Origin of the sequence: Nocardia flavorosea NBRC 108225 (assembly GCF_001613385.1) — a bacterium.
In the GTDB taxonomy this organism is placed as follows: Bacteria; Actinomycetota; Actinomycetes; order Mycobacteriales; family Mycobacteriaceae; genus Nocardia; species Nocardia flavorosea.
The window spans coordinates 104,635-129,278 of sequence record NZ_BDCG01000004.1; the positions used below are offsets into that span (position 1 = coordinate 104,635).

Here is a 24,644-nt window from a genome sequence, read left to right on the forward strand (position 1 = left end):
CGAGCACGCCTGTCAACCCTGTACCACGGGCACGGGTACCGCCTCGATCAGCGACCGTGTGTACGCGTGTTCCGGGGCTTCGAAGATCTGCTCGGCCGGCCCCGCTTCCACGATCTCGCCGCGGTACATCACGGCGATATCATGCGCCAGATTCCGCACCACCGACAGATCGTGCGAGACGAAAAGATAGGACAGCCCGCGTTCGGCTTGCAGATCGCGCAGTAGGTTCAGCACTCCGGCCTGGATGGACACATCCAGCGAGGACACCGGCTCGTCGAGTACGAGCAGTTCGGGGTCCAGAGCGAGGGCTCGGGCGATACAGATGCGCTGTTTCTGGCCGCCCGAGAAATCGCCCGGGTACCGGTCGGCATGCTCGGGTCGCAGGCCCACCTGTCGCAATAGCGCCGGTACCCGCTGAGCGATCTCGGATTTCGGCCGCCCGGCGATCCGCATCGGTTGCCCGACGGCGTCGGCCACGGGCAGGCGGGGGTCGAGTGAAGCAGTGGGATCCTGGAAGACGATCTGCAGTTTCCGGCGCAGTTCGCGACGTTCGGCCCGGGTCAGGGTCGCCACGTCGCGGCCCATGACCTCGATGGAGCCGGACTGTGGTTTCACGAGGTCGAGGATTTGGGTGAGGGTTGTCGATTTACCGGACCCCGATTCGCCGACCAGGGCAAGCGTGCGTCCGGCGCGGATCTCGAAGCTGATCCCGTCCACCGCGCGCACCTCGCCTTTGCGGCGCCGCAGCAGTACACCGGAGGTGATCTGGAATGTTTTCACCAGGTCGGTGACCTTCAGTACGACCTGAGTATCCGTATCGGGTGTGGCGGCCGTTGCCCTTATTTCCTGGCGGTACGCGTCGAACAATGCGCCGGAACTCAGCTCGGCGGTGCGGATGCATGCGGCGGCCTGGCCCGGATCGGTTTCGGTGAGCGGTGGTTCGGTGGTGCGGCAGGCGTCGATCGCCACGGGGCAGCGTGGCGCGAACGAGCATCCCGGCGGTAGCGCGTGCATGGCGGGCGGGGCGCCGACGATCGGAATGAGGGGGGCGCGCGGGGGGCCGTCCATCCGGGGGATGGAGCCGAGCAGGCCCACGGTGTAGGGCATTCGCGGGTTCCGGAACAATGCCGCTGTACTGGCGGTTTCCACGATCCGACCGGCGTACATCACCGCCACACGGTCGGCGATGGTGGCGGCGATACCCATATCGTGGGTGATCATGACGACGCCGGCGCCGGTGATATCACGTGCCTTGCGCAGCAGGTTCAGAATTTGCTTCTGTACCGTCACGTCGAGTGCGGTGGTCGGTTCGTCGCAGATGATCAACGCGGGATCGTTGGCGATGGCCATCGCTATCACCACCCGCTGGCGCATTCCGCCGGAGAACTCGTGCGGGAAAGCCCTGGCCCGCAGCTCCGGATCGGGGATGCCGACCAGGTCGAGCAGTTCCACTGCTCGTTTCGCGGCGGCCTCTTTGCTCATGGCACCATGCGCGAGCAGCGCCTCGGCTATCTGATCGCCCACCCGGAATACCGGGGTGAGTGCCGAGAGCGGATCCTGGAATACCATGCTCACCGCGCTGCCGCGCAACCGCGACAATTCCTTGTCACCCAGCCCGAGCAGCTCCCGGCCGCGCAACCGAATCGATCCGCCGACGCGCGCCTGTTCGGGCAGCAGGCCCATAACCGCCAGTGACGATACGGACTTACCGGAACCGGATTCGCCGACTATCGCGAGAACTTCGCCGTCGGCCACTGTGTAGTCGACACCGCGGACTGCCTCGATACGCCCCTCTTCGCTGGGAAAGGAAACCCGCAGGCCGGTCACCTCGAGCAGCGGCGCGGTCGGCTCCGTTTCGGCCGGCCCGCCGGACCGGTTCGCCGCCGATTCCGTCATCGAGTTGCCTCCGGTCATTTCCCCGAACCCTCCGCCGCGCGGGCCTGCTGTGCTTGCTGCGCTTTCCGTTCCTTCCGGGACGGCCGGGACCGGGCGTTCTTCGCCCCGGGGTCGAAGGCATCACGTAACCCGTCACCCACCAGGTTCGCGCAGAGCACGGTGACGATCAGCAGACCACCGGCGAACATGAACAACCACGGATAGGTCATCGCCGAGCTGGTGCCGTTGGCGATCAGGGTGCCCAGCGAGACATCCGGCGGCTGCACGCCGAAACCCAGGAAGCTCAGCCCGGTTTCGGCCATGATCGAAGCACCCACGGTGAGCGTCGTATCGATGATCAGGATCGACGCGATGTTGGGCACGATATGGGTCAGGATCACCGTATGTGTGGGGGCGCCCATATACCGTGCAGCCCGGACGAATTCGCGTTCGCGCAGGCTCATGGTCAGACCGCGCACGATCCGCGCACTGATCATCCAGCCGAACACACTGAGCAGCACGATCAACAGCACGATAGAACCGCTGCCTTTCGTCCGCGGCGCGAACAAGGCCACGATGATGAAGCTCGGTACCACCAGCAGCAGATCGACCAGCCACATGAGGGCACGGTCGGTCCAGCCGCCCAGCAGTCCGGCTATCGCACCGACCAGCGCGGCGAGGGTTGTGGAGGCCACCGCCACGCAGAATCCGATGATCAGCGATTTCTGCAGGCCGCGCAGTGTTTGGGCGAGTACGTCCTGCCCGATTTCGTTGGTGCCGAAGGGATGCTGCGGGCTCGGGGGTTGTAACAGCGCGGTGTAATCGAGTTCCTTGTGGTCGTACGGCAGAAATCCCGGCAGCACGAACGCGGCAAGGAAAAGCAGGATCAGGATCGCGGCGCCGAACAATGCCGGTTTGTTCCGCAGGAAACGGCGCAGCACCAGTTTCCGCCGGCCGCTCGCCGCGGGTTCCGGCGCGCCCTGTACGAGGATCTCGGTTTCGTTGATGCTCATGCCACTCGCACCCTCGGGTCGAGAATCGCGTAGACGATATCGGAGAGCAGCCCGGACACCAGCACCACCAGGCCGGCGAACGCGGTCACCGTGGCGACCACGTAGATGTCCTGCGCGTTGATCGAATCGACCAGCCATTCCCCGACGCCGTGCCAGCCGAAAATCTTCTCGGTGAAGGTCGCGCCGGTGATCAGCCCGCCGAGGCTGTAGGCGAACAGTGTTGCCATCGGGATAAGCGCGGTGCGCAGACCGTGTTTGTAGAGCGCTTTGTTCCGCGTGAGCCCCTTTGCTCGTGCGGTACGGATGAAATCGCTCTGCAATACGTCCAGCATGGCGTTGCGCTGGTAGCGGCTGTATCCGGCCATGCCGCCGAGCGCGAGGGTCAAGGTGGGCAGCACCAGATGTTGTAGCCGGTCGACGAGTTGCGCGCCGAAACCCTCGATATGGCCGGCCGAGGTCTCGCCGGTGTACAGGAAGATCTGCTGGCCGGTCAGTGAGTTGATCTCCAGCGCACCGAACTTCAACAGTGTGGCCAGCAGGAAGACGGGGGTTGACAGGATCAGCAGCGAGAAAACCGTCGTGAAGTAGTCACTGAATCTGTACTGGCGGATCGCGCCGGCCGCGCCGATCAGCACGCCGAGCACGGTGCCGATGATGGATCCCAGTATCAGCAAGCGCAGACTCACCGCCACCCGCCGGCCGAGTTCTTCGCTCACCGGCTGTCCCCCGAGAGTTTCGCCGAAGTCGCCCTGTACCACGCCTTTCATCCAGATCACGTAGCGCTGCGGTATCGGCTCGTCGAGATGCAGTTCCTCGGCTTTGGCATCGATCACCGACTGCGGGGGGCGCGGGTTGCGCTGTTCCAGGCTGTCCAGTGGCCGGAAGGTCAGCGAGGCGAGACTGAATGTCAAGAAGGATGCCAGCAGCAACAGTACGACGTAGTTGAGTGCGCGTCGCAACAGAAAGCCGGCCATCATTCCCCTCGGTATCAGGTGTGGTCCCTGATCATAGGGAGCGTTCCCGCGACCTGCGCGCCGGATGGCTTGCTCCGTGTTCACCCGGTACGTGGCTGGGTCGCCCGGTGCCACGGCGCCTGTCGGGTACCGGGCGCGCATGGTCCGCGTCGAGGGAGGCCCATGAACCGGGGGCGCTGGGCGTACTCGCGGAACACTGCGGTGCCCGCGGGGGCCCGCCCTACCGGTGACACAGCAGAATGGACTGGGTGACCGCATCGCAAATGCCCAAACCCAAGCTTGTGGCCTCCGACGTGGACGGCACCCTGATCGACCCGTTCGAACGGGTTACCGCGCGGACCCGGGATGTCGTGGCGGCGCTGGTGGCCGACGGAGTGCAGTTTGTGCTGGCGACCGGGCGGCCGCCGCGGTGGATTGCGCCGGTGGTCGCCGGGCTCGGGTTCGCGCCGCTGTGCGTCTGCGGTAACGGGGCGGTGCTCTACGACCCCGAAACCGACCGGGTGCTGAGCACCACCGTCCTCGATGTGCCGACGCTGGCCTGGCTCGCCGATCTCGCGGAGAAGGTACTGCCCGGATGTGGTCTGGCGGCCGAACGGGTGGGCGCCAGCGCCCAGGACGCGGCGACTCCGCAGTTCGTGAGCTCGCCGGAGTACGTGCACGCTTGGCTGAACCCCGACGATACGGCCGTGGCACGCGACGAGGTCATCGCCTCCCCGGCGATCAAAATGCTGATCCGGCTACCCGAGGCCAGTAGCGGCGATATGGCGGCGACGCTGGCCGGGCATATCGGTGACCGGGCGGATATCACCTATTCCACCGATCACGGGCTGGTGGAGATCTCGGCGCCCGGTGTCACCAAGGCACACGGGCTGCGCATCATCGGCGAGCGGCTCGGTATCGACCCCGCCGATATGGTCGCGTTCGGTGATATGCCCAACGATGTACCGATGCTGCGGATGGCCGGGCTGGGCGTCGCGATGGGTCATGCGCATCCGGAGGCGATCGCGGCCGCGGACGAGGTGACCGGGACGAACTCCGAGGACGGGGTCGCGCGGGTGCTGGAACGCTGGTGGCCGCAGGGCGATTCGTACCGCTGACACGGACTGATGAGCACTGCCCGGAGCTTCGAGAAGGACCGCCGGGAATTCGAGAAGCGGTAGCTGGAGACCGAGCAGCACTGGCCATACGCAGAACCGCGCCGACCGTGGTGCACGGTCGGCGCGGTGATCCGGGCTCGATTCAGGCTGCTGGGGACGGTGGGGCTATCGGCCGCCGGCGGTTGCGGGGGGCGCTGTAACTCCCTCCGGGCCGGTCGGGGCCGGTTGCGGGTTATGCGGTGGCGATTGCTGGTCCGGGGTGCCGGCCGGTTCGGGCGGTGCCGTCGGCGCGCCGGTGGGTGCCGGTTGCGCCGGGGGCGTTTCGTGGATGGGCGCACCGGCGGGCGGTGGTGCGATGGGACCGTTCGGCGTGGAACTTTCTCCCGGAGCCGGAACTCCGGCCTGCGCTCGGGCCGGAACCGGAGCTTGTGATCGGGCCGGAACCTGGGCGTGCGCCCGTGGTTGCGGAGCCGGGGCCGCCACTGCCGGCGCGGGTGCCCCCGGCACCTGATCGTGTACGGGCGGCGGGGCGGCGAGCGCGGGCGCCGGTGTCGGCGTTACTCCCTGCGGCAGGCCCGGCGCCGGCAGGGGGGCGGCCTGTGGGTGTGGTGGTTGACCCGGCGCCCCCTGGACCTGCTGCTGGTTGAGTTCGTTGTAGGTCTTCCAGAGCGTGCTGACGATATCGGTCGCCTGGTTCAGGATCAGCGAACCGTTCTGGAAATCGGCGCGCAGACCTTCGGGGACCGGGTAGGGGCTGGTCAACGGCAGGCCGAGGGCGCCGGCGTCGGCACCGAGTTCGAGGAAGCGGTCGAGGATTTTGCCGACCACTTCGTGGGCCTGTCCGTCGGGGGTGGTGTAGACGTACCCGTTCACGAATTTCGCGTACTGCTGGCCCTGCGCGGCGGGCAGCGGTTCGGAGGTCGCCTGGCCGAGCGGGCCGTCGGGGCCGCCTTTGGCGACCCAGTATTTGGCGATCAGGTTGTCGTCGACCATGGTCAGCAGCTTGGCGGTGAGATCGGCGAGCGCGGCCAGGTCGGAGCGGGAGGCCTGGCTGCGGGGGGCCTGCGATTGTGATTGTGTTCCACCGGCTTCACCCGCGGCGATGGTGCGGATACGGTCCATCTGCCCGTACGCGGCATCGCCCGGGCAGCTGGTGTTGCCGACGTCGCGGTGCGCGAACACAACCGGCAGTTTCACCTCTTCACCACGAGCGTACGGGGTGAACTCCGTGCCCTCCGAGTACATGGTCGTCTGACCCTTCGGATCGAGTCCGGCGATCTTCGCGCGCCAGCCGATGAACTTGCCGGTGGCTTCGATCGCGGCGTCGGTGGGCTGTTCGGTCTGGTAGTCGCCCATGATCGCGACCCCGGAGGTGTTCTCGTTGAAACCGCCCGCGTGGGCGCCCTGTACCGGCTCGTTCAGGCCGCCGTAGCGACCCTCGAAGATCTGCCCGTACTTGTCGACCAGGGCGTTGTAGCCCATATCGCACCAGCCGAGGGTTTTCGAATGGTAGGCGTAGATGGCGCGCACGATGCCGGCCGATTCACCCTTGCTGTAATCGTTGCGGCCAGCGGTGTGGTGCACGGTGATACCGCCGAGACTGTCGTCGTAGGTGGGTTCCTGGCAGCGGATGGATTCGTCGGCGCCCCATTGATTACGGGTGATCACCCGTGGTCCGCCGCCCGGCAACGCGGCGGCGATATCCTGCAAATTGTCGTCGACGGCGCCGCGACCGGGATCGATCAGGACGGCGGTGAGATCGGGCGGTGGCTCTTGTTCGCCGGCCGCTGCCGGGGTCGGCGACAGTGGTCCGCCCGGTGCCTGCTGTGGTGTCCGGGTCACCAGGACCTGTACCGCGGTGGTGTTTCCGACGTAGATCGGGTCGGTACCTGCGGGTGCGCCGTCGGCCACGCCGTCGGCGCCGTCGATCGGGCTGGCTTCGTACCACTGGCCCCATGCACCGTCGGGCTGTTTGGCGCGGACCATGACGGTGGTGTTCGCCAGGTCCGGCGCGGTGAGCGCGACCATGCTGAACGGCTCTTCCCGGGTCAGCTCCTTGACTTGGGCGCCTACGGCGTTCATGAATTCAGGGGGGATGACGCCGGGGGTGAGTGCCGGCGTGTCGGCCGATGGTGTGCCGCCGTCGGTGACGAATCCGGGGACCTGTCCGCCGGATATCGGGCCCGATGGGGTTTCGGCTGGGGGGAGTCCGGACAGATCGAGTGCTTGTAAATCCGATAATCGCAGGTCGGGGAGTTCGAGGCCGGTCAGTTCGGCCAGCGGTAGGACGATATCGGTGGCGTTGCTCAACGCCTGCTCGGTGAGCAGGGGTGGTACGGCGGTGAGTTCCACCTGATCGGCAGATTTGTGTGGGCTGATAACCGTGGGAACCAGGAGCGGCCCCGCTACCGCAATCAGCGCGACAACCGGCAGGACGTAGGAACGCTTCGGTTTGCGGTAGGGCACGAGCATCTCCAATCAGGGTTGCAACCGGTGATCGGTGAGCAAGTCATGCTTGCGTACTCGAGTCTCACAGACCACACTAGCCACATTCGTCACAAATCTAAACCTGAGGTTGAGGCTTACCTGGTCGCTCGAATGTAGCTCCCGGAGCGTGGCCGGTCGAAACGACATGCCGACGTCGTGTCGAGGCAAACGTCCGGGCGAATCGATGGGAGTGCTCGTATGCCATACCGAAACAGCAAAACTCGCTCGAAAGGTCCGCTGCGCCTTGGTAATCCGCTGGTAGTGCGCCGATTACCCCGGTCGATGCGGGAACGGAGGATCAGGCCCGGGCCGATGTTCGCCTGCGGCGCCACGGCTCTGCTGATCGGCGGATCGTTACTGGCGCCCTCCGCCGGTGAGGTATACCGGATGATTGCCGAGGCCGGTCCCGGGCACGGCCGGGGGCTCAGCCAGCACGGCGCCCTGCAGAACGCGCGCAGCGGCCAGAGTGTCGAGCAGATCCTCGGGCACTACTACCCCGGGGCCGAGATCGGCACCGTCGGCCCGGCTTCGGTATCGGTCCGGTTACAGGGTTACGACGGCGCCGAACCGGTCGTCTTCTCGGACGCGGGCGCCCGGGTGGCGGGGCGGGTGCTCGAACCCGGCGAGGCCGCCCGCCTGATCCCCCTGCCGGACGGCGGTGCCCATGTCGTGGTCACCGACGGCTGCGAGGGCGGCGTGCTCTGGGAGACCTCCGTCGACGACCCCTGGGTCTATCCCGTCGACCCGAACCCCAACCGTCCGGCGAACGAACACCTCACCCTGTGCGGGGGCGGCGCCTACCGCGGCTCCGTGGGTGTGGCGTCCGAAAACGGCGACCCGCGCACGGTCAACCGAGTGGACGTCCAGGACTATCTACTCGGCGTGATCCCCGCGGAGATGCCCGCCGGCTGGGATCCCGTCGCGCTCGAGGCCCAGGCCATCGCGGCGCGCTCCTATGCTCTCGCGGAGACCCGCTGGCCGTACGCGCAGACCTGCGATACCACCGACTGCCAGGTCTACAGCGGTACCGCCCAGGAAGATCCGCGCACCACCGCCGCGGTGGAGGCCACCGCGGGCCGGGTGCTGCTGCGGGACGGACGGATTCTGCGGTCGGAGTACTCCGCCGCGCCCGACGGCGGGCAACCCGCCGATATCCAGACGTTCGAGGTGGGCCCGACACCCGCGGAACTCGCGGTCGCCGGTCCCATGCCGGCCGCGCCGGCCGATCCGGAGATCCAGGCCGCGCGCCCCGACGGGTCCACGCCCGGCATGCCCGGCGACTCCGTACCGCCGTTGTCACCGGAAGGCGATAAGACCGCCCCGAATGCGGGCGCACCGGTACCGCGGACCCCGGAGGGCACCCTGCCGGCGTCACCTGACGGGACGAATCCGGCGATACCCGGCCTGAAACCGGGTGAAACGCCCTCGCCGATCGATACCGCCTATGCGGAAATGGGGGGCACGCGCAGTGTGGTCGGCCTGCCCGTCACCCCCGAAATGCCGCTACCCGACGACGCCGGTAGCTACCGGTTGTTCGAGAACGGTGTCATTGTCTACACCCCGTCCCTGGGTGCCCAGGTAGTCGACTTCACCACGCTGATGCAGATGGTGCCGAACCTGGAGGAGCCCGCGGTGGGCAGCGCTGATCCGGAAGCAACCGAACCCGGCACCGGCGTTCCCGGAACGACCGAGCCCGGGACCACCGAATCGGGTAGTTCGGGAGCTGCTGGAAGCGACCCCGGTATCGCTCCGGGCCGAGTGCCGGCGGGGCGCGCCGGAGCCGCGGACGTACCGGAAACCTCGCCGGGCGGGCCCGCGCTGCAGGGCGACCGCCCGGCCGCCGTGCCGGGTGCCCAGAAAATCCCCACGGATATGGAGGCGACAGACCTGTTCGACGGTGCGTGAACGCCGCCCCGCGACCGTTTGACTTTTACGTAGCGTCAACTTGCACGCTGGGGGAACCGACGCGATACGGAAGAGGTGAGTGGTCGTGGGCGCGGGTTCGGGCACCGGCGAATGGCCCATCCAGGAGCTGGCCAGGGCGGCCGGCACCACCAGTCGCACGCTGCGCCATTACGGGCAGCTGGGGCTGCTGCCGCCCAGCCGGATCGGCGCCAACGGATACCGCTATTACGACGAGCGTTCCCTGGTGCGGCTGCAGCGGATCCTGCTGCTGCGCGAACTCGGTATGGGTCTGCCCGTGATCGGGGAGATTCTGGCCGGAGAGACGGACGCCGCCACCGCCCTGCGCGCGCAATTGGACCTGTTACAGGGTGAACAGGACCGGATCCGCCGCCGGATCGAGTCGGTACGCACCACGTTGGGCAAATTGGAAAGAGGTGAACGACTCGTGGCGGCAGAAGTTTTCGAAGAATTCGACCATACGCAATACAAGGACGAGGTCACCGAGCGCTGGGGCGCCGAAGCCTACGAGCGCGGCGACCGCTGGTGGAATGCGCTCACCACGACACAGAAACAGCGGTTCCAGCAGGATCAGCTCGATATCGCTGCGGACTACGGCCGGGCGTGGCAGGCCGGGCTGGCGCCGGACAGCGCCGAGGTCCGGGCGATCACCCAGCGGCACTACGAATGGGTGACGATGGGCTGGCAGGGCCGGCGGCCGAGTGCGAAGGAATTCGCCGGGCTCGGTGAAATGTACGTCGCCGACGAACGTTTCGGTATCAACTACGACCGGCACGGAAAAGGCACGGTGGAGCTGGTTCGCGATGCGATGAAGTACTACGCGGACACCTATCTTGAATAGAAAACGGCTCGGCGCGGGTGTCCGCACACGAAAAGTATGCGGACACTTGCTTTTCACAATGAGTGGGACGAGACGTCGGCGAACTCCATTGCGGCGCGGTAGGGTTCCCGAAAACCTTTACCAGGGGGAGGTCCCATGAGTTATCCTTATCAGCCGCCGCATCAGCCGGGATACCCGGCACCGGGCCCCGGCTATCCCGCCCCGGCCTACGCGGCCGCCCCCGGCCCGTACGGGTACCCGCAGCCCGCGCCGAGCGGGGGCACCGGTATCACCGCGGGCATCCTCGCGCTGCTGGGCGCCCTCTCCAGCATCGGTATGGCCATCTCCATGTTCATCCTGACGGCCGCCACCTCGGAGAGTTCGCTCACCAGCGGAGCGGCGCTGGCCACCGGGGCGCGTCGGCGCAGCAGCTCCTCCAGTAGCAGCGGCACCGACGTGGATATCGATTTCGAGGGCGTCGGCATCATCTGGGGAATTCTGTACCTCATCGTGGCGGTGGCCCTACTGGTCGGCGGGATCATGCTGCTGAAGCGGAGCAGCGCCGGCCGGACCACGGTGATCGTCGCGTGTGTCGCGTTCCTCATCGTCTCGATTTTCGGATTCGGGATCACCGCGATCATCGCCGGTCTCTTCGCGCTCGGGACCCTGGTCCTGGCTGCTCTCGGTTCCACCAAACGGTGGATCGAGGCCGGGCGGGCGCCCGCGATGGCCGGTGGCTACGGGCCGGCCCCCTACGGCTACTGAGCCGGTAATCCGCACACCCGTTCGCCGGGGCCGGTCCTCGACCCGGCCCCGGCGAACGTTTTTTGTGGCGGCCACGGCCGGAACCCGTCTCACCTGGCGTTACCATCCGCCTGCTGATCCCGACTGGCGCCGGGAGACGCTTCCGATACGCTGGGCTCCCGTGACCGCCGCATCGTCTCCGGGTAACTCAGATAACAACGCACAGTTCGACCTGATCGTCGTCGGCTCCGGTTTCTTCGGGCTGACCGTCGCCGAGCGCAGCGCGAATTTACTCGGCAAGAGAGTCCTCGTGCTGGACCGCCGTCCGCATATCGGCGGTAACGCCTATTCGGAGCCCGAACCGGAAACCGGGATCGAAATCCACAAATATGGTGCCCATCTGTTCCACACCTCGAACAAGCGGGTTTGGGACTATGTCACGCAGTTCACCGAGTTCACCGGTTATCAGCATCGTGTTTTCGCCCTGCACAAGGGCCAGGCCTATCAGTTCCCGATGGGGCTCGGGCTGGTCTCGCAGTTCTTCGGCCGGTATTTCACTCCGGAGGAGGCCCGTGCGCTGATCGCCGAGCAGTCCGCCGAGATCGAGACCGCCGACGCGCAGAACCTCGAAGAAAAGGCCATTTCGCTGATCGGACGCCCGCTCTACGAGGCATTCGTCCGCGATTACACCGCCAAGCAGTGGCAGACCGACCCCAAGGAGCTGCCGGCCGGCAATATCACCCGGCTGCCGGTCCGCTACACGTTCGACAACCGCTACTTCAACGACACCTACGAGGGCCTGCCCAAGGAGGGGTACACGAAGTGGCTGGAGAACATGGCGGCCAGTGAACTGATCGAGGTCCGGGTGGACACCGACTGGTTCGACGTACGCGACGAACTGCGCGCACAGAACCCGGATGCCCCGGTCGTCTACACCGGCCCGCTGGACCGCTACTTCGACTACGCCGAGGGCGAGCTGGGCTGGCGCACGATCGACTTCGAGACCGAGGTGCTGCCGACCGGCGATTACCAGGGCACATCGGTGATGAACTACAACGACGCCGACCCGCCCTACACCCGCATCATCGAACCCCGGCATTTCCATCCGGAGCGGGACTACCCCACGGACAAGACGGTCATCATGCGCGAGTACTCACGTTTCGCCAAGACCGGCGACGAACCGTACTATCCGATCAACACCCCTGAAGACCGAGCCAAACTGACTGCGTATCGCGCGCTGGCGAAGCAGGAGACCGCTGCGGCGAAGGTTCTGTTCGGCGGCCGCCTCGGTACCTACCAGTACCTGGATATGCATATGGCCATCGCGAGCGCACTGAACATGTTCGACAATGTGCTGCGGCCGCATCTGGAATCGGGTGCACCGCTGGCCGAGGAGAACAACGACGTATGACCTCTGCATCACTGACGCACAGCGCGTCCGCCACCCGTGCGAAATCGCTCCTGCAGCGGGTGATCCTGCCCCGCCCGGGTGAGCCGCTGGATGTGCGCACCCTCTACCTGGAAGAGTCGGCGACCAACGCCCGGCGCGCACACGCCGGAACCCGGACCTCGCTCTCGGTGGGCGCGGAGTCCGAGGTGTCGTTCTGCACCTATTTCAACGCGCTGCCGGCCAGTTACTGGCGGCGCTGGAGCATGCTCGATTCGGTGGTGCTGCGGCTGGAGCTCGCCGGGCACGGGCGGGTCGATATGTATCGATCCAAGGCCGACGGCTCGCGTATCCACGTCCAAGGCCAGGAGTTCGCGGTGGCGCCGGGCGCCGAAACCGTCACGCTCGAACTGGAGACCGATTTCGGGCCGTTCGAGGACGGCGGCTGGCTCTGGTTCGATATCACCACCGATACCGCGGTGACGCTGGTGTCCGGCGGCTGGTACGCGCCGGTCGAAGCGCCCGGCGAGGGCCGTATCGCGGTCGGTATGCCGACCTTCAACCGTCCCACCGATGCGGTGAAAACGCTGGTCGCGCTCGGTGCCGACCCGCTGGTGCTGGCGCAGATCGACGCGGTGATCATTCCCGATCAGGGCACCCGCAAGGTAGTCGACGAACCCGGTTTCGACTCCGCCGCCGCAGTGCTCGGCGACCGGCTCGCCATTCACGATCAGCCGAATCTCGGCGGGTCCGGTGGATACAGCCGGGTGATGTACGAGGCGCTGAAATCGACCAGTGCCGAATACATCGTCTACATGGACGACGATATCGAGATCGAACCGGATTCGATTCTGCGTTCCCTGGCTTTCGCTCGTTTCGCCGAATCTCCGGTGCTGGTGGGCGGCCAGATGCTCAACCTGCAGGAACGTTCGCACCTGCATGTGATGGGTGAGGTGGTCGACCGCAATATCTTCATGTGGTCGGCGGCGCCGAATGTCGAATACGACCACGATTTCGCGAAGTACCCGCTGCGCGACCGGGACAATTCGAAACTCCTGCACCGGCGGATCGACGGTGATTTCAACGGCTGGTGGACCTGCGTCATTCCGCGGCAGGTGGCCGAACAACTCGGGCAGCCGCTGCCGCTGTTCCTCAAATGGGACGACGTCGAATACGGATTGCGGGCCCGCGAAGCCGGTTATCCGACGGTCACCCTGCCGGGGGCCGCGGTCTGGCATATGGCGTGGAGCGATAAGGATGACGCCATCGACTGGCAGGCGTATTTCCATCTGCGCAACCGCCTGGTGGTGGCCTCGCTGTACCAGCCGGGTAATGGGCGCGCCATGATTGCGCACACGATCAAGGCGACCATCAAACATCTGCTGTGCCTGGAATATTCGACGGTCGCCGTCCAGAATCTGGCGATCCGTGATTTCCTGGCCGGTCCGCAGCGTCTTTTCGAACTGCTGCCCAGCGCGCTGGGCGCGGTGCACGAACTGCGCAAACAGTATCCGGACGCAGTGACCCTGCCGTCCTCGACCGAACTGCCGCTGGCCAGCGGTATCGGGGTCGGCGCGGTGGGCGAACCGGCCAACCCGATCGCCAAGATCGTGCGGCTCGGCAAAGGCGTGCTGAACAATCTGCGGCCGGCGCATCCGGAGCATCACGAACGCCCGCAGCTCAATGTGCCCACCCTGGACGCGCGCTGGTTCCTGCTCTCCCAGGTCGACGGAGTGACCGTCACCACCGCGGACGGGCGCGGTGTGGTGTACCGGAAGCGGGATCCGCGGCAGGCCTATGGGCTGCTCCGCGAAGCGCTGCGGTTGCGTAAGGAACTCGCCGACCGGATGCCGGAGATGCGGCAGCGCTATCGTGCTGCGCATGCCGAACTCACCGGCACCGCAGCGTGGGAGAAGGTTTTCGGAATCGACGGTTATGCGGAGACCCAGCGGTGAATGCGATGAACCCGAGCCTGCAGGATTCGGCCGCCGGGCAGGCCCCGCCCGAGGTGAAGATCATCGAGGCGGTGCAGGGTGCCATCGCGACCCCGCCGGTGATCTCGGCGGCGCGCGGTATGTCGCATTTCGGTGAGCATGCGCTCGGCTGGGTCGCGATCGCCGCGGCCGGTGCACTTGCCGACAAGCCCCGCCGGCGGCAGTGGGCCGGGGTGGCCGTCGGCGCCGTCGGCGCGCACGCCGCGTCCATCGTGATCAAGCGCATAGTGCGCCGCCCCCGACCGCACGCGCCGTCGGTGCAGGTCAACGTCGGTACGCCGAGCAAACTCAGCTTCCCGTCCTCGCATGCGACCTCGACAACGGCGGCGGCGGTGCTGCTCGGAAAATTGACCGGGCTACCCTTGCCAGCGGTGCTCGTACCGCCGATGTTGCTGTCCAGGGTCGTTCTCGGGGTGCATTACCCCTCCGATGTGATCGCCGGTTCCGCGCTCGGCGCCGCGTCCGCCGCCGTCCTGCTCGCCGCCGAAAAGAGACTCGACAGTGACCGTACAAGACGAAAAGGCGCTGCCTGATATGAGTGAAGAGCCCACCGGCGTCGATCTGGCCGAGGCCGAGGTCAAGGGACCACCCAAGACCTTGGTCGGTGGCCTGATCAAGGCCGCACGCCCGCGCCAGTGGGTGAAGAACGTCCTGGTGCTGGCGGCACCGATGGCCGCCGGCTCGGTCACCGATCTGGATGTGCTCGGCAGCGTCGCGATCGCGTTCGTGGTCTTCTGTATGGCGGCCTCGGGTATCTACCTGGTCAACGACGCGATGGACGTCGAGGCCGATCGGGCGCATCCGACCAAGCGGTTTCGTCCGATCGCCGCCGGTGTGGTTCCGGTGAACCTGGCCTTCGCGCTGGCGGCGGTGCTGCTGATCGGCTCGATCGGGCTGTCCTTCGTGGCGAACTGGCAGCTCGCCGCCGCCATCGGCGTATATGTCGGTGTCCAGCTGGCCTACTGCTTCGGTCTCAAGCACCAGGCCGTCCTGGATATCTGCATCGTGTCCTCGGGATTCCTGTTGCGCGCGGTGGCCGGCGGTGTTGCCGCCGGAATCCCGCTGTCGCAGTGGTTCCTGCTGATCATGGCCTTCGGGTCGCTGTTCATGGCGGCCGGTAAGCGGTATGCCGAGCTACAGCTGGCGCTTTCGACCGGGGCCAAGATTCGCAAATCCCTGGAGTACTACACCCCGACCTACCTACGATTCACCTGGAGCCTGGCTGCCACGGCGGTCGTGGTCTTCTACGGATTGTGGGCATTCGAACAGGGCGCGGCCAAAGATACGGAGTGGTTTGCTCTCTCGATGATCCCGTTCACCATCGCGATTCTGCGTTACGCCGTGGATGTCGACGGTGGTGAAGCGGGGGAGCCGGAAGAGATCGCCTTCGGAGACCGCGTACTGCAGTTGCTCGCCATTGCCTGGATCGGAGCGGTAGGTGTCGCTGTCTATCTCTTCTGACGAGATTGCGGTAGCCGAACAAGAAAAGACCGGCGAGCGGGCTGCCACCGAGCAGCCCCGCTCGTCGGCGCGTCCCGCCTGGATACCGCGCGCGGTGTTCGCGGGTGGGATCGTGGCGACCGTCGCGTTGCTGGCATTCGGCGGCTGGCAGCGGCGCTGGATCGCCGACGACGGTCTCATCGTCCTGCGTACCGTGCGCAACCTGCTGGCCGGTAACGGTCCGGTGTTCAATCCGGGTGAGCGGGTGGAGACCAACACCAGTACGGCATGGACCTACATCGTGTGGTTCTTCAGCTGGGTGACCCAGGCCCGGCTCGAGTATGTCGTCCTGGGTGTCGCACTGACACTTTCGCTGCTGGCGCTGGTGTTCGCGATGCTGGGTGCGGGCAAGCTGTGGGGCCCGGCCTCGTCGACGCTGCTGCTGCCGGCCGGTGCGCTGGCCTATATCGCCGTCCCCCCGGCCCGCGACTACGTGACCTCCGGCCTGGAGAACGGCCTGGTCATCTGCTGGATCGCGCTGCTGTGGTTGCTGCTGATCCGCTGGAGTAAGGCCGAACGCCCCGGCGTACCCGGGGTGCTGGGATTGGCGTTTCTCGCGGGTCTGGCCCCGCTGATCCGCCCGGAGATGGCGGTGGTCGGCGGACTGGCCCTGCTGTTGATCTTCTTCGCCCCGATGCCGGCCGCACGGTTGCGGCCGTGGCTGCTGCGCGGGCTGATCGTCGCCGTGGCCGGCGCCGTACCGCTGTGCTATCAGATCTGGCGGATGGGTTACTACGGGCTGCCGTATCCGAACACCGCTGTCGCCAAGGACGCGGGCGGGGCCAAGTGGGGGCAGGGTTTCACCTACCTCTGGGACCTCGCGGGCCCGTATTACCTGTATGTGCCACTGGCGATTCTGCTGATCGCGGCCCTGGTCGCGGCGCGGGTGTATCGCTCCGAACCGGTCGTCGTGGACCCTGCCGCGGAGCAGGACCCGGCGGGGACGAAGCCCGGGCGGGTCCGGCGGCTGCGCGAACGGCTGCGGACTCCGGCCGCGGTGGTCGTGCTGGTGCTGGGCGCCGCCGCGATTCTCACTGTCTACGCTCTGCGGGTCGGCGGCGATTTCATGCACGGCCGGATGCTGCTGCCGCAATTGTTCCTGTTCCTGCTGCCGGTGGCAGTGCTGCCACTGCGGCTGCCCGAGGGTGGGGTCCGGGCATTGACGCGCCGGGACGCCCCGGCCTTCGGCCTGCTCGTGGTTGCGCTGGCGGGAACGGTGGTCTGGGCGCTGATGGCCTCGGGGACCACCGCGATCCAGACCGGAACCAAGATCGATGATTCCGGTATCGTCGACGAACGCATCTACTACGTCCTCAACACCGGCCACGACCATCCGATCCGGGCCGAGGACTACCTCGACTACGCGCGGATGCGGCCCATGGTGGAGACCATCGAGAACACGCCTGACGGTGGCCTGCTGCTGAATTCGCCCTCGTTCATGTTCTGGTACGTGGCGCCGCCGCCGATCCCGATTCCGCCGGGCGGCGCGGGGCATACGGTCTACTTCCTCAACCTCGGTATGACCAGTATGAATGTCCCGCTGGACGTCCGGGTCATCGATCCGATGGGCCTGGCATTCCCGCTGGCCGCGCATACCGAACGACTCGAGGACGGCCGTATCGGTCACGACAAGAGCCTCTATCCGGACTGGGTGATCGTGGAAACCGGCATGGTGGACCGCAAACCGTGGCTGCCCTGGTACATGGACGAGGACTGGGTGCAACAGGCCCACGTCGCCATGTCCTGTCCACAGACCCACGCATTGCAACTGTCCTACAAGGGCCCGTTGACCCTCGAACGCTTCAAACACAATCTGTTGAACGCCTTCGATTTCGCCTCCTACCGCATAGATCGCGTCCCGGAGTATGAGATTCAACGCTGTGGCCTGGTCGATCCCGTACCGCCGGTGCGCTGAGCTGCCCTTTCACCGATAGCCTTTCGGCACCGCCGGATCGGCGTGGGTTCCCGGCGGGCGGCTGTCGGCGTGCCACGCTATTGTGCTGGCGTCCGTTCTCGGCACGCACGCAGCCGGGGACCGGCGTCGGACCACGCGATCGAGGGGTCGCACGACGGAGGGTGGGAGTAATGCGAGGCATTATCGGCCGCGGCCGACGGACCGGCCCCCCGGGTCGGCTGGGCAACCGGCTGAAACGAGCGGCGCTGTTCTCCCTGGCGGTACTGCTGCCGGTGGGGATGTCGGTCGCCGGTCCGGACGCTCCGGCAGCGGCGCGTTTCGATCCCGCTTTCGGGTTCGATTTCTGGGTCGAATCCCCGGAGATGGGGCCGATCAAATCGCGAATCTTCCGGGCCGCGGACGGGAATACGGGCCGGGTGGTCTACGCCCTGGACGGCATGCGCGCCCGCGACGATCTCAGCGGCTGGGAGATCGATACCGATGTCGCGCGTGAGCTCACCAAATGGAATATCAACGTGGTCATGCCGGTCGGCGGCCGCTCCAGCTTCTACGCGGATTGGAACGCGCCGAGCAATTTCTTCGGCCTCGGCAGTTCCGGTAGCGCCGGCGACGCTAGCGGGTCGGCAGCGGATTCGGGTTCGGGGCTGGCCTCGGGTTCGGCGGCCGGGCTGGGCCGGTCCAACACGTACAAGTGGGAAACCTTCCTGACCCGCGACCTGCGCTGGGCGTTGCGCGACCGGCTCGGCTTCAACCCGAATGGAAACGGCGTCTTCGGGCTGTCCATGGGCGGCAGTGCGGCACTCGCCCTCGCGGCATACCATCCGGACCAGTTCCGGTACGCGGCCTCCTATTCGGGCTACCTGAACGTTTCCGCCCCCGGTATGCGCGAGGCCCTGCGGGTAGCCATGCTGGACGCCGGCGGATTCAATATCGACGCAATGGCGCCACCGTGGAGCCCGCAGTGGCTGCGGATGGATCCGTTCGTCTTCGCACCGATGCTGCGCGCCAACAACACCCGGCTCTGGATTTCGGCCGGGAGCGGGCTGCCCGCGGCTGCGGACGGGCTCGATGTGAACACCGTGAACGCCATGGGACTGGAGGCGCTGGCGCTGGTCAACACCAGGGCGTTCCAGGCCCGCATGATGTCGCTGGGCGCCCAGAACGTCACCTATGACTTCCCGGCCGTCGGCGTGCACAACTGGCGGTACTGGACCGACGAGGTGTATCGGATGATCCCGGACCTGTCGGCGAATATCGGCTGAACTCGGTCCCCGGAGAGCGGACCCGGTGGTCTGCTTTGCGGAAGCGTTGCCGCGCCCGCCGGCTGGGTGTGCGGCAGCGAAATCGCAGCCGCGCCTCGCGTATGCACGTGACCTGCGCCACTATCTGGCAACATGAACATGTACCTGGTCGATTGATACACCAGGAACATGTATTCAGATAACGGCTCCCGCATCCAACGGGTGCTGTGGTCTATGTATCCGATATGGGGCCGGTAACGTAGCTCGTGGTTTGCTGTCCGGCTGTCCAGGCGAAAGGTCTAGTCGAATGCGAAGTGCGCGAAGGCTCAGATCGATCCGATCCCGGCGGTGGATCGGTCGTTGGGCGCTGGGGATCACCGTGGCACTGCTCGCCCCGCTCGCGGTGTCGCTGTCCGATGCGGGCGCCCCGGTCGAGGCGGCACCCAACCCCCGGGGATTCGATTTCGTGGTCGATTCCCCCGAGATGGGCCCGATCAGGTCACGGATCTTCCGGGCCAAGGACGGCAACACCAACCGCGTCGTCTACGCCTTGGACGGTATGCGGGCCCCCGAGACACACAGCGGCTGGGAGTTCGACACCAATGTCGCCGACGCGCTCACCGACTGGAATATCAACGTCGTCATGCCGATCGGCGGTATGTCCAGCTTCTACGCCGACTGGAATGCGCCGAGTTCGTTCTTCGGGGCGCCGCCAACCGGTTCGTCCTCGGGGTCCGGCGCACTCAACGTGATATCCGAAGGACCGGGCAAAAGCTATCGGTACGCCTGGGAAACGTTCATAAATCAGCACTTGCGCTGGGCATTGCGCGACCGGCTCGGGTTCAACCCGTACCGCAACGGCGTATTCGGATTGTCGATGGGCGGTAGTGGCGCGCTGACCCTGGCCGCCTATCACCCGGACCAGTTCAGTTTCGCCGGTTCCTACTCCGGCTACCTGAACATCTCCGCGCCGGGTATGCGTGAGGCCATACGGCTGGCCATGATCGATGCCGGTGGGTACAACGTCGACTCCATGGCGCCGCCGTGGGGTCCGCAATGGCTGCGAATGGATCCGTTCGTTTTCGCGCCGTTGCTACGTGACCACAACACCCGCCTATGGATATCCGCCGGTAGCGGGCTGCCCGCCCCGGCCGACGGATTCAACGGCAATACCGTGAACGGAATGGCGCTGGAGGCGCTGGCGCTCGCCAACACCCGATCTTTCCAGCTACGGATGATGTCGCTGGGTGCGAACAATGTCACGTACTCGTTCCCACCGGCGGGTATCCACTCCTGGACCTACTGGGAAGCCGAAGTACATCGGATGATTCCGGATTTGTCCGCGAATATCGGATAACCGGCGGTCGCGGAGGTCGGGACCGGTCTCCGCGACCACAGCAGTGTGCCCGCCACCGAGACTTCTCGGTGGCGGGCACACTGCTGTCGATGGGAATTCGCCCATGGTTCGTATTCCGTTACACAACCCCGGTCAGAGGGCGATTTCTATAACGGAGGAATATCACGGCCCACCGAGACATCAACGGCTCGGCAAGGTATCGTCACGGGGCGATCACAACGCTCTCGCGGCGGATTTCGGCCATCCGATCAGCACGGCCTTGCTTGGGCTCGATGAGGTCGAATAAGGTCCAGCGAGCGCATCTGTGACCAGATCGTTGTAGCGCTGTCGGCCGATGGTTGGTCGGGACCGGCCGCCGGCGCCGCCGAGGAGAAACGGGGTGTTGTCCGCGCAGCGGTGGCGTACAACACCACAACAGCAGAAAGAGAGCAGAATTCATGCGTTTCGGCAGGGCAGCCGGCCCGAAGAGAAGTATAGGGCGGTCCCGGGCACCTCGCGGTTGGCGTAACCGGATTCTGGCAATCGGTGCGGCGGTACTCGCGCTACCGGTCGCTGCGGGTATCGCGGCTCCGACCGCCGTGGCCTCCCCGGCGGCGCCGGTCCACCGGGCGGGCGTGGAGGAACTGATGGTTCCCTCCAGCATGGGCCCCATCAAGGTCCAGGTGCAGTGGGCGGCGCGCGGTGGTAACGCCGGGCTCTACTTGCTCGACGGTCTGCGCGCGCGCGAAGACCGCAACGCCTGGTCCTTCGAGACCAATGCGCTCGAGCAGTTCGCGAACGACAACATCTCGCTGATCATGCCGGTCGGCGGCCAGTCCAGCTTCTACACCGACTGGTACTCGCCCAGCAACACCAACGGCCAGAAGTTCACCTACAAGTGGGAAACGTTCCTCACCCAGGAGCTGCCCGCCTTCCTCGAGGGCCACGGTGTCTCCCGCACCAACAACGCGATCGCGGGCCTGTCGATGGGTGGTAGCGCCGCGCTGGCGCTGGCCGCCTACCACCGGGACCAGTTCAAGTCGGCCGCTGCCTACTCCGGCTACCTGAACATCTCGGCGCCGGGTATGCGTGAGGCCATCCGGATCGCCATGCTGGACGCGGGCCGCTACAACGTCGACTCGATGGCCGCCCCGTGGAGCCCGCAGTGGCTGCGCATGGACCCGTTCGTCTTCGCGCCGCAGCTGCGCGGTCTGCCGATGTACATCTCGGCGGCCAGCGGGCTGCCGGGCCCGCACGACAAGCCGGCGGGCGCGATCGGTGCGTTCAATACCGGTAACGCCATGGCACTGGAAGCACTGTCGCTGGTGAACACCCGCGCCTTCCAGTCGCGGCTGAAGTCGCTCGGCATCAACGCCCACTTCGATTTCCCGAACGTCGGCACCCACTCCTGGAAGTACTGGGAGAGCCAGCTCTTCGCCTCCCGCAAGATGTTCCTGGATTCCACCAACGGCTGGTGACAAGAACGACACGCTGATCGGTTGCCGCTGAACCGATAGCACCGCGCAACGGCGCCACCTGCAGAGCAATACGAGCAGGTGGCGCCGTTGCTGTTTTCCGGGTCGCGAGGGTGAGCAACTGATTTGCTGTCCGCGCGTCTACCGGGAATCCGCCGGTGACGGCGGTACAAACAATGTGTGGCAGGGAAGAAACGCGTTAGAGGGGGTTCGACCGGCCGATCCGGTGTCCGCGCCCGGCGCGGTCTCGCTGTACTGGCGGCCGCGCTGGTGTTGCCTTTCGTCTTCGCCCAGGCTCCGGCACCTGCCCAGCCCACCGCGACCGCCGCACCGGCGACGATCCGCAATATCGTCTGGCATTCCGACCGGCATGTCGCCATCTGGGTGAATTCGCCTGCCATGGGTACACCCATCCAGGTGCGGTTGCTGCTGGCACGGGACTGGAACACCACGCCCGGCGCGAAGTTCCCCGTGCTGTACATGCTCGACGGGCTCCGCGCCACCGACGACACCAGCGGCTGGATCGCCGAAACCGGCGCCGTCGATTTCTTCGCCGACAAGAACGTCACAGCTGTGCTGCCGGTCGGCGGACAGGCCAGTTTCTATTCGGATTGGCTGAAACCCGACAACGGCAAGAACTACAAGTGGGAAACCTTTCTCACCAAGGAACTTCCGCCCCTGCTGGAAAGCCGATGGCGCGCTACCGATACCCGCGGAATCGCCGGGCTCTCCATGGGCGGCACCGCCGCGATGTTCCTGTCCGCCCGCAACAACGATTTCGCGAAATTCGCCGCCTCCTACTCCGGTTTCCTCACCACCACGAGTACCGGTATGCCGCAGGCCATACGGCTCGCCATGATCGACGCCGGCGGATTCGACGCCGCGGCGATGTGGGGCCCGCCCGACAGCCCGCAATGGCAGGAACACGATCCGGTGTACCTCGCCGACCGCCTGAAAGGCCAATCCCTCTATATATCCAGCGGGACCGGCGCTTCCGGGAAACATGACGAAGGATCCGAGATCCCCGGGGTCACCCCGAATATGTTCGGGATGGGTCTGGAAACACTATCCCTGATCACCTCCCAGAATTTCGTCTCGAAGCTGCACGAGCTGCGCATCCCCGCGACCGTCAAGTACCGTTCCGCCGGTACCCACACCTGGCCTTACTGGGATTTCGAACTGCGCCAGTCCTGGCCTCAGGCCGCCGCCGCACTCGGTGTGCCCGCCGCGAAACCGGAATGCGCTGTCGGTGGTGCCATCGCCGAGGTGGCAGCCGGCAACGGCTGGCTCGGCGCCTGCCTCACCGGCGAATACCGGGTGCCGGGCGGTGTGGCCCAGGATTTTCTGCACGGCCGGGTCTTCTTCACACCCGAGGCGGGCGCGCACCCGGTGGCCGGTCGTATCGGGGGCGGTTATCAGGCCGCGGACGGACCGCACGGTGCACTCGGCCTGCCGATCGGCGGGGAAACACCGTTGCCGGACGGCCGGGGCCGCTACCAGCCGTTCCAGCACGGATCGCTGTACTGGACACCCGAAACCGGTGCGCAGATGGTGCGTGGTGCGATCCTGGCCGAATGGGGACGCCAGGGTTATGAGGGTGGGCCGGCGAAATATCCGGTGGGGCCGGAGGCGCGGACACCACATCGCGACGGTGCGGTGCAACCCTTCGAAGGTGGCCCGTTCTATTTCAGCCCCGCCACCGGAGCCCACCGGGTGGAAGGACTCATCCTCGGCAAATACGCCGAACTGGGTTTCGAGAACAGTTGGCTCGGCTTCCCGGCGGCTCCCGAACTCCCGCTGAAGGATTTCGGCAGGTACAGCCGGTTCGAGGGCGGCAACATCTACTGGAGCCCGCTCTCGGGGGCCTGGGCGGTCCGCAACGGCCCGATCATGGACGCCTGGCGCGACGCGGGATTCGAGAACGGCCGCCTGGGATTTCCGATCAGTGACGAATTCGCCATCCCCGGTGGGGTGCAACAGAACTTCCAGCACGGCGTGATCACTGTCCGGGACAATCGTGCTGAAGTGCGCTGACCCACACCGGACCTATCGAACTGGAGGGCGCCGCGGTCGGGCCGGTCGTGGGGGAGAACTGACTGAACGAGGCAGCCGCCACAGTCATAGACGACCGATATGCACTGAGTGGTCAGGCACAACGCAGCGGCATCCGATGGGTGGTACTACCCTCGGTGGTCGCGGCCCGCGACTACCTCGCCGGGCCTGACGTAACCCTACGGTCAAACCAGTGGTTCGGCGGCGCTCGATACGGGTGCCGTGAACCAGCGCGCAACGGCGCGCCGGAACACAGGATGGAATGTATGTATCGGACCCGAGGCACGATGCTCGGTGTGGTGGCGGCCGTGGCGGCTGCCGGACTGCTCGCCGGCTGCGGCGACGAGGAATCGACCGCGACCAGCACCCCGACGCTGTCGACCCCGGCCGCCGCATCGTCCGAGAGCTCGGCGCCGGCGCCCGCGCCGGGAGAACAGACGCCGGCGCCCGAGGCTCCGGCTCCGCCTCCGGAGGAGAGCGCCGCTCCGGAGGCGCCCCCGGAGGAAATGGAACGTCCCGCGCCGGTGGAGCCCCAGGAACCCGCGGCTGCGGAGCTCGGCCCCAAGGAACAGACGTATATCGATGAGCTGGCGAAACAGGGGGTGAACCCGTCGACCCCGGATACCGCGCTGAGTATCGGCTCCTATGTGTGCAGTCAGGTGGCGCAGGGCACTCCGGATCCGGCCATGCTCACCTGGGTGACCGCGATGGCCGGTGCGGACGCGGCGTTCGATCCCGCGAAGATGCCGGTCGAGCAGGCGGGACAGATCTACATCAATACCGCGAAAGCGCACTACTGCTAGTGGCTGCC

The 24,644-nt window shown here is 66.3% G+C and carries 18 protein-coding genes; 14 read left to right on the forward strand and 4 right to left on the reverse strand.

Going from position 1 to position 24,644, the window contains the following annotated elements:
- Positions 1-12 precede the first annotated feature (12 nt).
- The 3 genes from NFL01S_RS04370 to NFL01S_RS04380 are packed head-to-tail and all read right to left on the reverse strand — an operon-like array spanning position 13 to position 3,862.
- Positions 13-1,896, reverse strand: a complete 1,884-nt coding sequence (locus NFL01S_RS04370) for an ABC transporter ATP-binding protein (RefSeq protein WP_062971733.1) — start codon at positions 1,894-1,896, stop codon at positions 13-15.
- A 14-nt stretch (positions 1,897-1,910) separates the two neighbouring features.
- A complete protein-coding gene (locus NFL01S_RS04375; RefSeq protein ID WP_062971734.1) occupies positions 1,911-2,888 on the reverse strand; it encodes an ABC transporter permease in 978 nt (325 codons plus the stop codon).
- Complete coding sequence (locus tag NFL01S_RS04380; protein WP_033244439.1) at positions 2,885-3,862, reverse strand: ABC transporter permease; 978 nt, start codon at positions 3,860-3,862, stop codon at positions 2,885-2,887. Before NFL01S_RS04380 ends, NFL01S_RS04375 begins: the two co-directional genes overlap by 4 nt.
- Positions 3,863-4,101: 239 nt before the next feature.
- On the opposite strand from NFL01S_RS04380, the gene NFL01S_RS04385 reads away from it, so the two are divergent.
- Positions 4,102-4,959 (forward strand): Cof-type HAD-IIB family hydrolase, encoded by an 858-nt coding sequence (locus NFL01S_RS04385; RefSeq protein ID WP_084492398.1) that lies wholly within the window; start codon positions 4,102-4,104, stop codon positions 4,957-4,959.
- A gap of 165 nt (positions 4,960-5,124) precedes the next feature.
- Here the strand turns inward: NFL01S_RS04385 and NFL01S_RS04390 are convergent, their stop codons facing one another.
- Positions 5,125-7,431, reverse strand: coding sequence for an N-acetylmuramoyl-L-alanine amidase (locus NFL01S_RS04390; protein WP_063915860.1), 2,307 nt, complete (start codon positions 7,429-7,431; stop codon positions 5,125-5,127).
- A gap of 327 nt (positions 7,432-7,758) precedes the next feature.
- Between NFL01S_RS04390 and NFL01S_RS36720 the strand changes: the two genes are divergently transcribed.
- The 13 genes from NFL01S_RS36720 to NFL01S_RS04455 all read left to right on the forward strand — a co-directional run bounded on the left by NFL01S_RS36720 (position 7,759) and on the right by NFL01S_RS04455 (position 24,636).
- Positions 7,759-9,351: a SpoIID/LytB domain-containing protein gene (locus NFL01S_RS36720; protein WP_062971736.1), complete on the forward strand. Its 1,593-nt coding sequence runs from the start codon at positions 7,759-7,761 to the stop codon at positions 9,349-9,351.
- Between the two features lie 85 nt (positions 9,352-9,436).
- The gene (locus NFL01S_RS04400; RefSeq protein WP_062971738.1) at positions 9,437-10,210 is read left to right on the forward strand and encodes a MerR family transcriptional regulator; all 774 of its coding nucleotides are present in this window, start codon (positions 9,437-9,439) and stop codon (positions 10,208-10,210) included.
- Between the two features lie 135 nt (positions 10,211-10,345).
- Complete coding sequence (locus tag NFL01S_RS04405) at positions 10,346-10,954, forward strand: hypothetical protein (RefSeq protein WP_062971740.1); 609 nt, start codon at positions 10,346-10,348, stop codon at positions 10,952-10,954.
- A gap of 160 nt (positions 10,955-11,114) precedes the next feature.
- Positions 11,115-12,344, forward strand: coding sequence for a UDP-galactopyranose mutase (gene glf, locus NFL01S_RS04410; RefSeq protein WP_062971742.1), 1,230 nt, complete (start codon positions 11,115-11,117; stop codon positions 12,342-12,344).
- The gene (locus NFL01S_RS04415; RefSeq protein ID WP_062971744.1) at positions 12,341-14,275 is read left to right on the forward strand and encodes a glycosyltransferase; all 1,935 of its coding nucleotides are present in this window, start codon (positions 12,341-12,343) and stop codon (positions 14,273-14,275) included. The genes glf and NFL01S_RS04415 overlap by 4 nt, the downstream gene beginning before the upstream one ends.
- 5 nt (positions 14,276-14,280) lie before the next feature.
- Positions 14,281-14,847, forward strand: coding sequence for a phosphatase PAP2 family protein (locus tag NFL01S_RS04420; RefSeq protein ID WP_051157035.1), 567 nt, complete (start codon positions 14,281-14,283; stop codon positions 14,845-14,847).
- A 1-nt stretch (position 14,848) separates the two neighbouring features.
- Positions 14,849-15,775, forward strand: coding sequence for a decaprenyl-phosphate phosphoribosyltransferase (locus tag NFL01S_RS04425; protein ID WP_062971746.1), 927 nt, complete (start codon positions 14,849-14,851; stop codon positions 15,773-15,775).
- Positions 15,753-17,729, forward strand: coding sequence for an arabinofuranosyltransferase AftB family protein (locus NFL01S_RS04430; RefSeq protein WP_084492399.1), 1,977 nt, complete (start codon positions 15,753-15,755; stop codon positions 17,727-17,729). Before NFL01S_RS04425 ends, NFL01S_RS04430 begins: the two co-directional genes overlap by 23 nt.
- A gap of 170 nt (positions 17,730-17,899) precedes the next feature.
- Positions 17,900-18,991, forward strand: coding sequence for an alpha/beta hydrolase (locus tag NFL01S_RS04435; RefSeq protein WP_084492400.1), 1,092 nt, complete (start codon positions 17,900-17,902; stop codon positions 18,989-18,991).
- 286 nt (positions 18,992-19,277) lie between these two features.
- Entirely contained in the window at positions 19,278-20,327 is a 1,050-nt protein-coding gene (locus tag NFL01S_RS04440; RefSeq protein ID WP_062971748.1) for an alpha/beta hydrolase, read from the forward strand.
- A gap of 437 nt (positions 20,328-20,764) precedes the next feature.
- Complete coding sequence (locus NFL01S_RS04445; protein WP_084492401.1) at positions 20,765-21,784, forward strand: alpha/beta hydrolase; 1,020 nt, start codon at positions 20,765-20,767, stop codon at positions 21,782-21,784.
- 177 nt (positions 21,785-21,961) lie between these two features.
- A complete protein-coding gene (locus NFL01S_RS04450) occupies positions 21,962-23,815 on the forward strand; it encodes an alpha/beta hydrolase-fold protein (protein WP_084492402.1) in 1,854 nt (617 codons plus the stop codon).
- Between the two features lie 284 nt (positions 23,816-24,099).
- Positions 24,100-24,636 carry a DUF732 domain-containing protein gene (locus NFL01S_RS04455; protein WP_062972390.1) on the forward strand — a complete coding sequence of 179 codons (537 nt, stop codon included), beginning with the start codon at positions 24,100-24,102 and terminating at the stop codon, positions 24,634-24,636.
- Positions 24,637-24,644 lie beyond the last annotated feature (8 nt).

Excerpts from the sequence above, each read along its gene's own strand:
- NFL01S_RS04415 (WP_062971744.1), top strand. The coding sequence starts at position 12,341 with ATGACCTCTGCATCACTGACGCACAGCGCGTCCGCCACCCGTGCGAAA.
- NFL01S_RS04405 (WP_062971740.1), top strand. The coding sequence starts at position 10,346 with ATGAGTTATCCTTATCAGCCGCCGCATCAGCCGGGATACCCGGCACCG.
- NFL01S_RS04455 (WP_062972390.1), top strand. The coding sequence starts at position 24,100 with ATGTATCGGACCCGAGGCACGATGCTCGGTGTGGTGGCGGCCGTGGCG.
- NFL01S_RS36720 (WP_062971736.1), top strand. The coding sequence starts at position 7,759 with ATGTTCGCCTGCGGCGCCACGGCTCTGCTGATCGGCGGATCGTTACTG.
- NFL01S_RS04390 (WP_063915860.1), bottom strand. The coding sequence starts at position 7,431 with ATGCTCGTGCCCTACCGCAAACCGAAGCGTTCCTACGTCCTGCCGGTT.
- NFL01S_RS04440 (WP_062971748.1), top strand. The coding sequence starts at position 19,278 with ATGCGAAGTGCGCGAAGGCTCAGATCGATCCGATCCCGGCGGTGGATC.
- NFL01S_RS04385 (WP_084492398.1), top strand. The coding sequence starts at position 4,102 with ATGGACTGGGTGACCGCATCGCAAATGCCCAAACCCAAGCTTGTGGCC.
- NFL01S_RS04435 (WP_084492400.1), top strand. The coding sequence starts at position 17,900 with ATGCGAGGCATTATCGGCCGCGGCCGACGGACCGGCCCCCCGGGTCGG.
- NFL01S_RS04420 (WP_051157035.1), top strand. The coding sequence starts at position 14,281 with ATGAACCCGAGCCTGCAGGATTCGGCCGCCGGGCAGGCCCCGCCCGAG.
- NFL01S_RS04425 (WP_062971746.1), top strand. The coding sequence starts at position 14,849 with ATGAGTGAAGAGCCCACCGGCGTCGATCTGGCCGAGGCCGAGGTCAAG.
- NFL01S_RS04445 (WP_084492401.1), top strand. The coding sequence starts at position 20,765 with ATGCGTTTCGGCAGGGCAGCCGGCCCGAAGAGAAGTATAGGGCGGTCC.
- NFL01S_RS04380 (WP_033244439.1), bottom strand. The coding sequence starts at position 3,862 with ATGGCCGGCTTTCTGTTGCGACGCGCACTCAACTACGTCGTACTGTTG.
- NFL01S_RS04375 (WP_062971734.1), bottom strand. The coding sequence starts at position 2,888 with ATGAGCATCAACGAAACCGAGATCCTCGTACAGGGCGCGCCGGAACCC.
- NFL01S_RS04370 (WP_062971733.1), bottom strand. The coding sequence starts at position 1,896 with ATGACGGAATCGGCGGCGAACCGGTCCGGCGGGCCGGCCGAAACGGAG.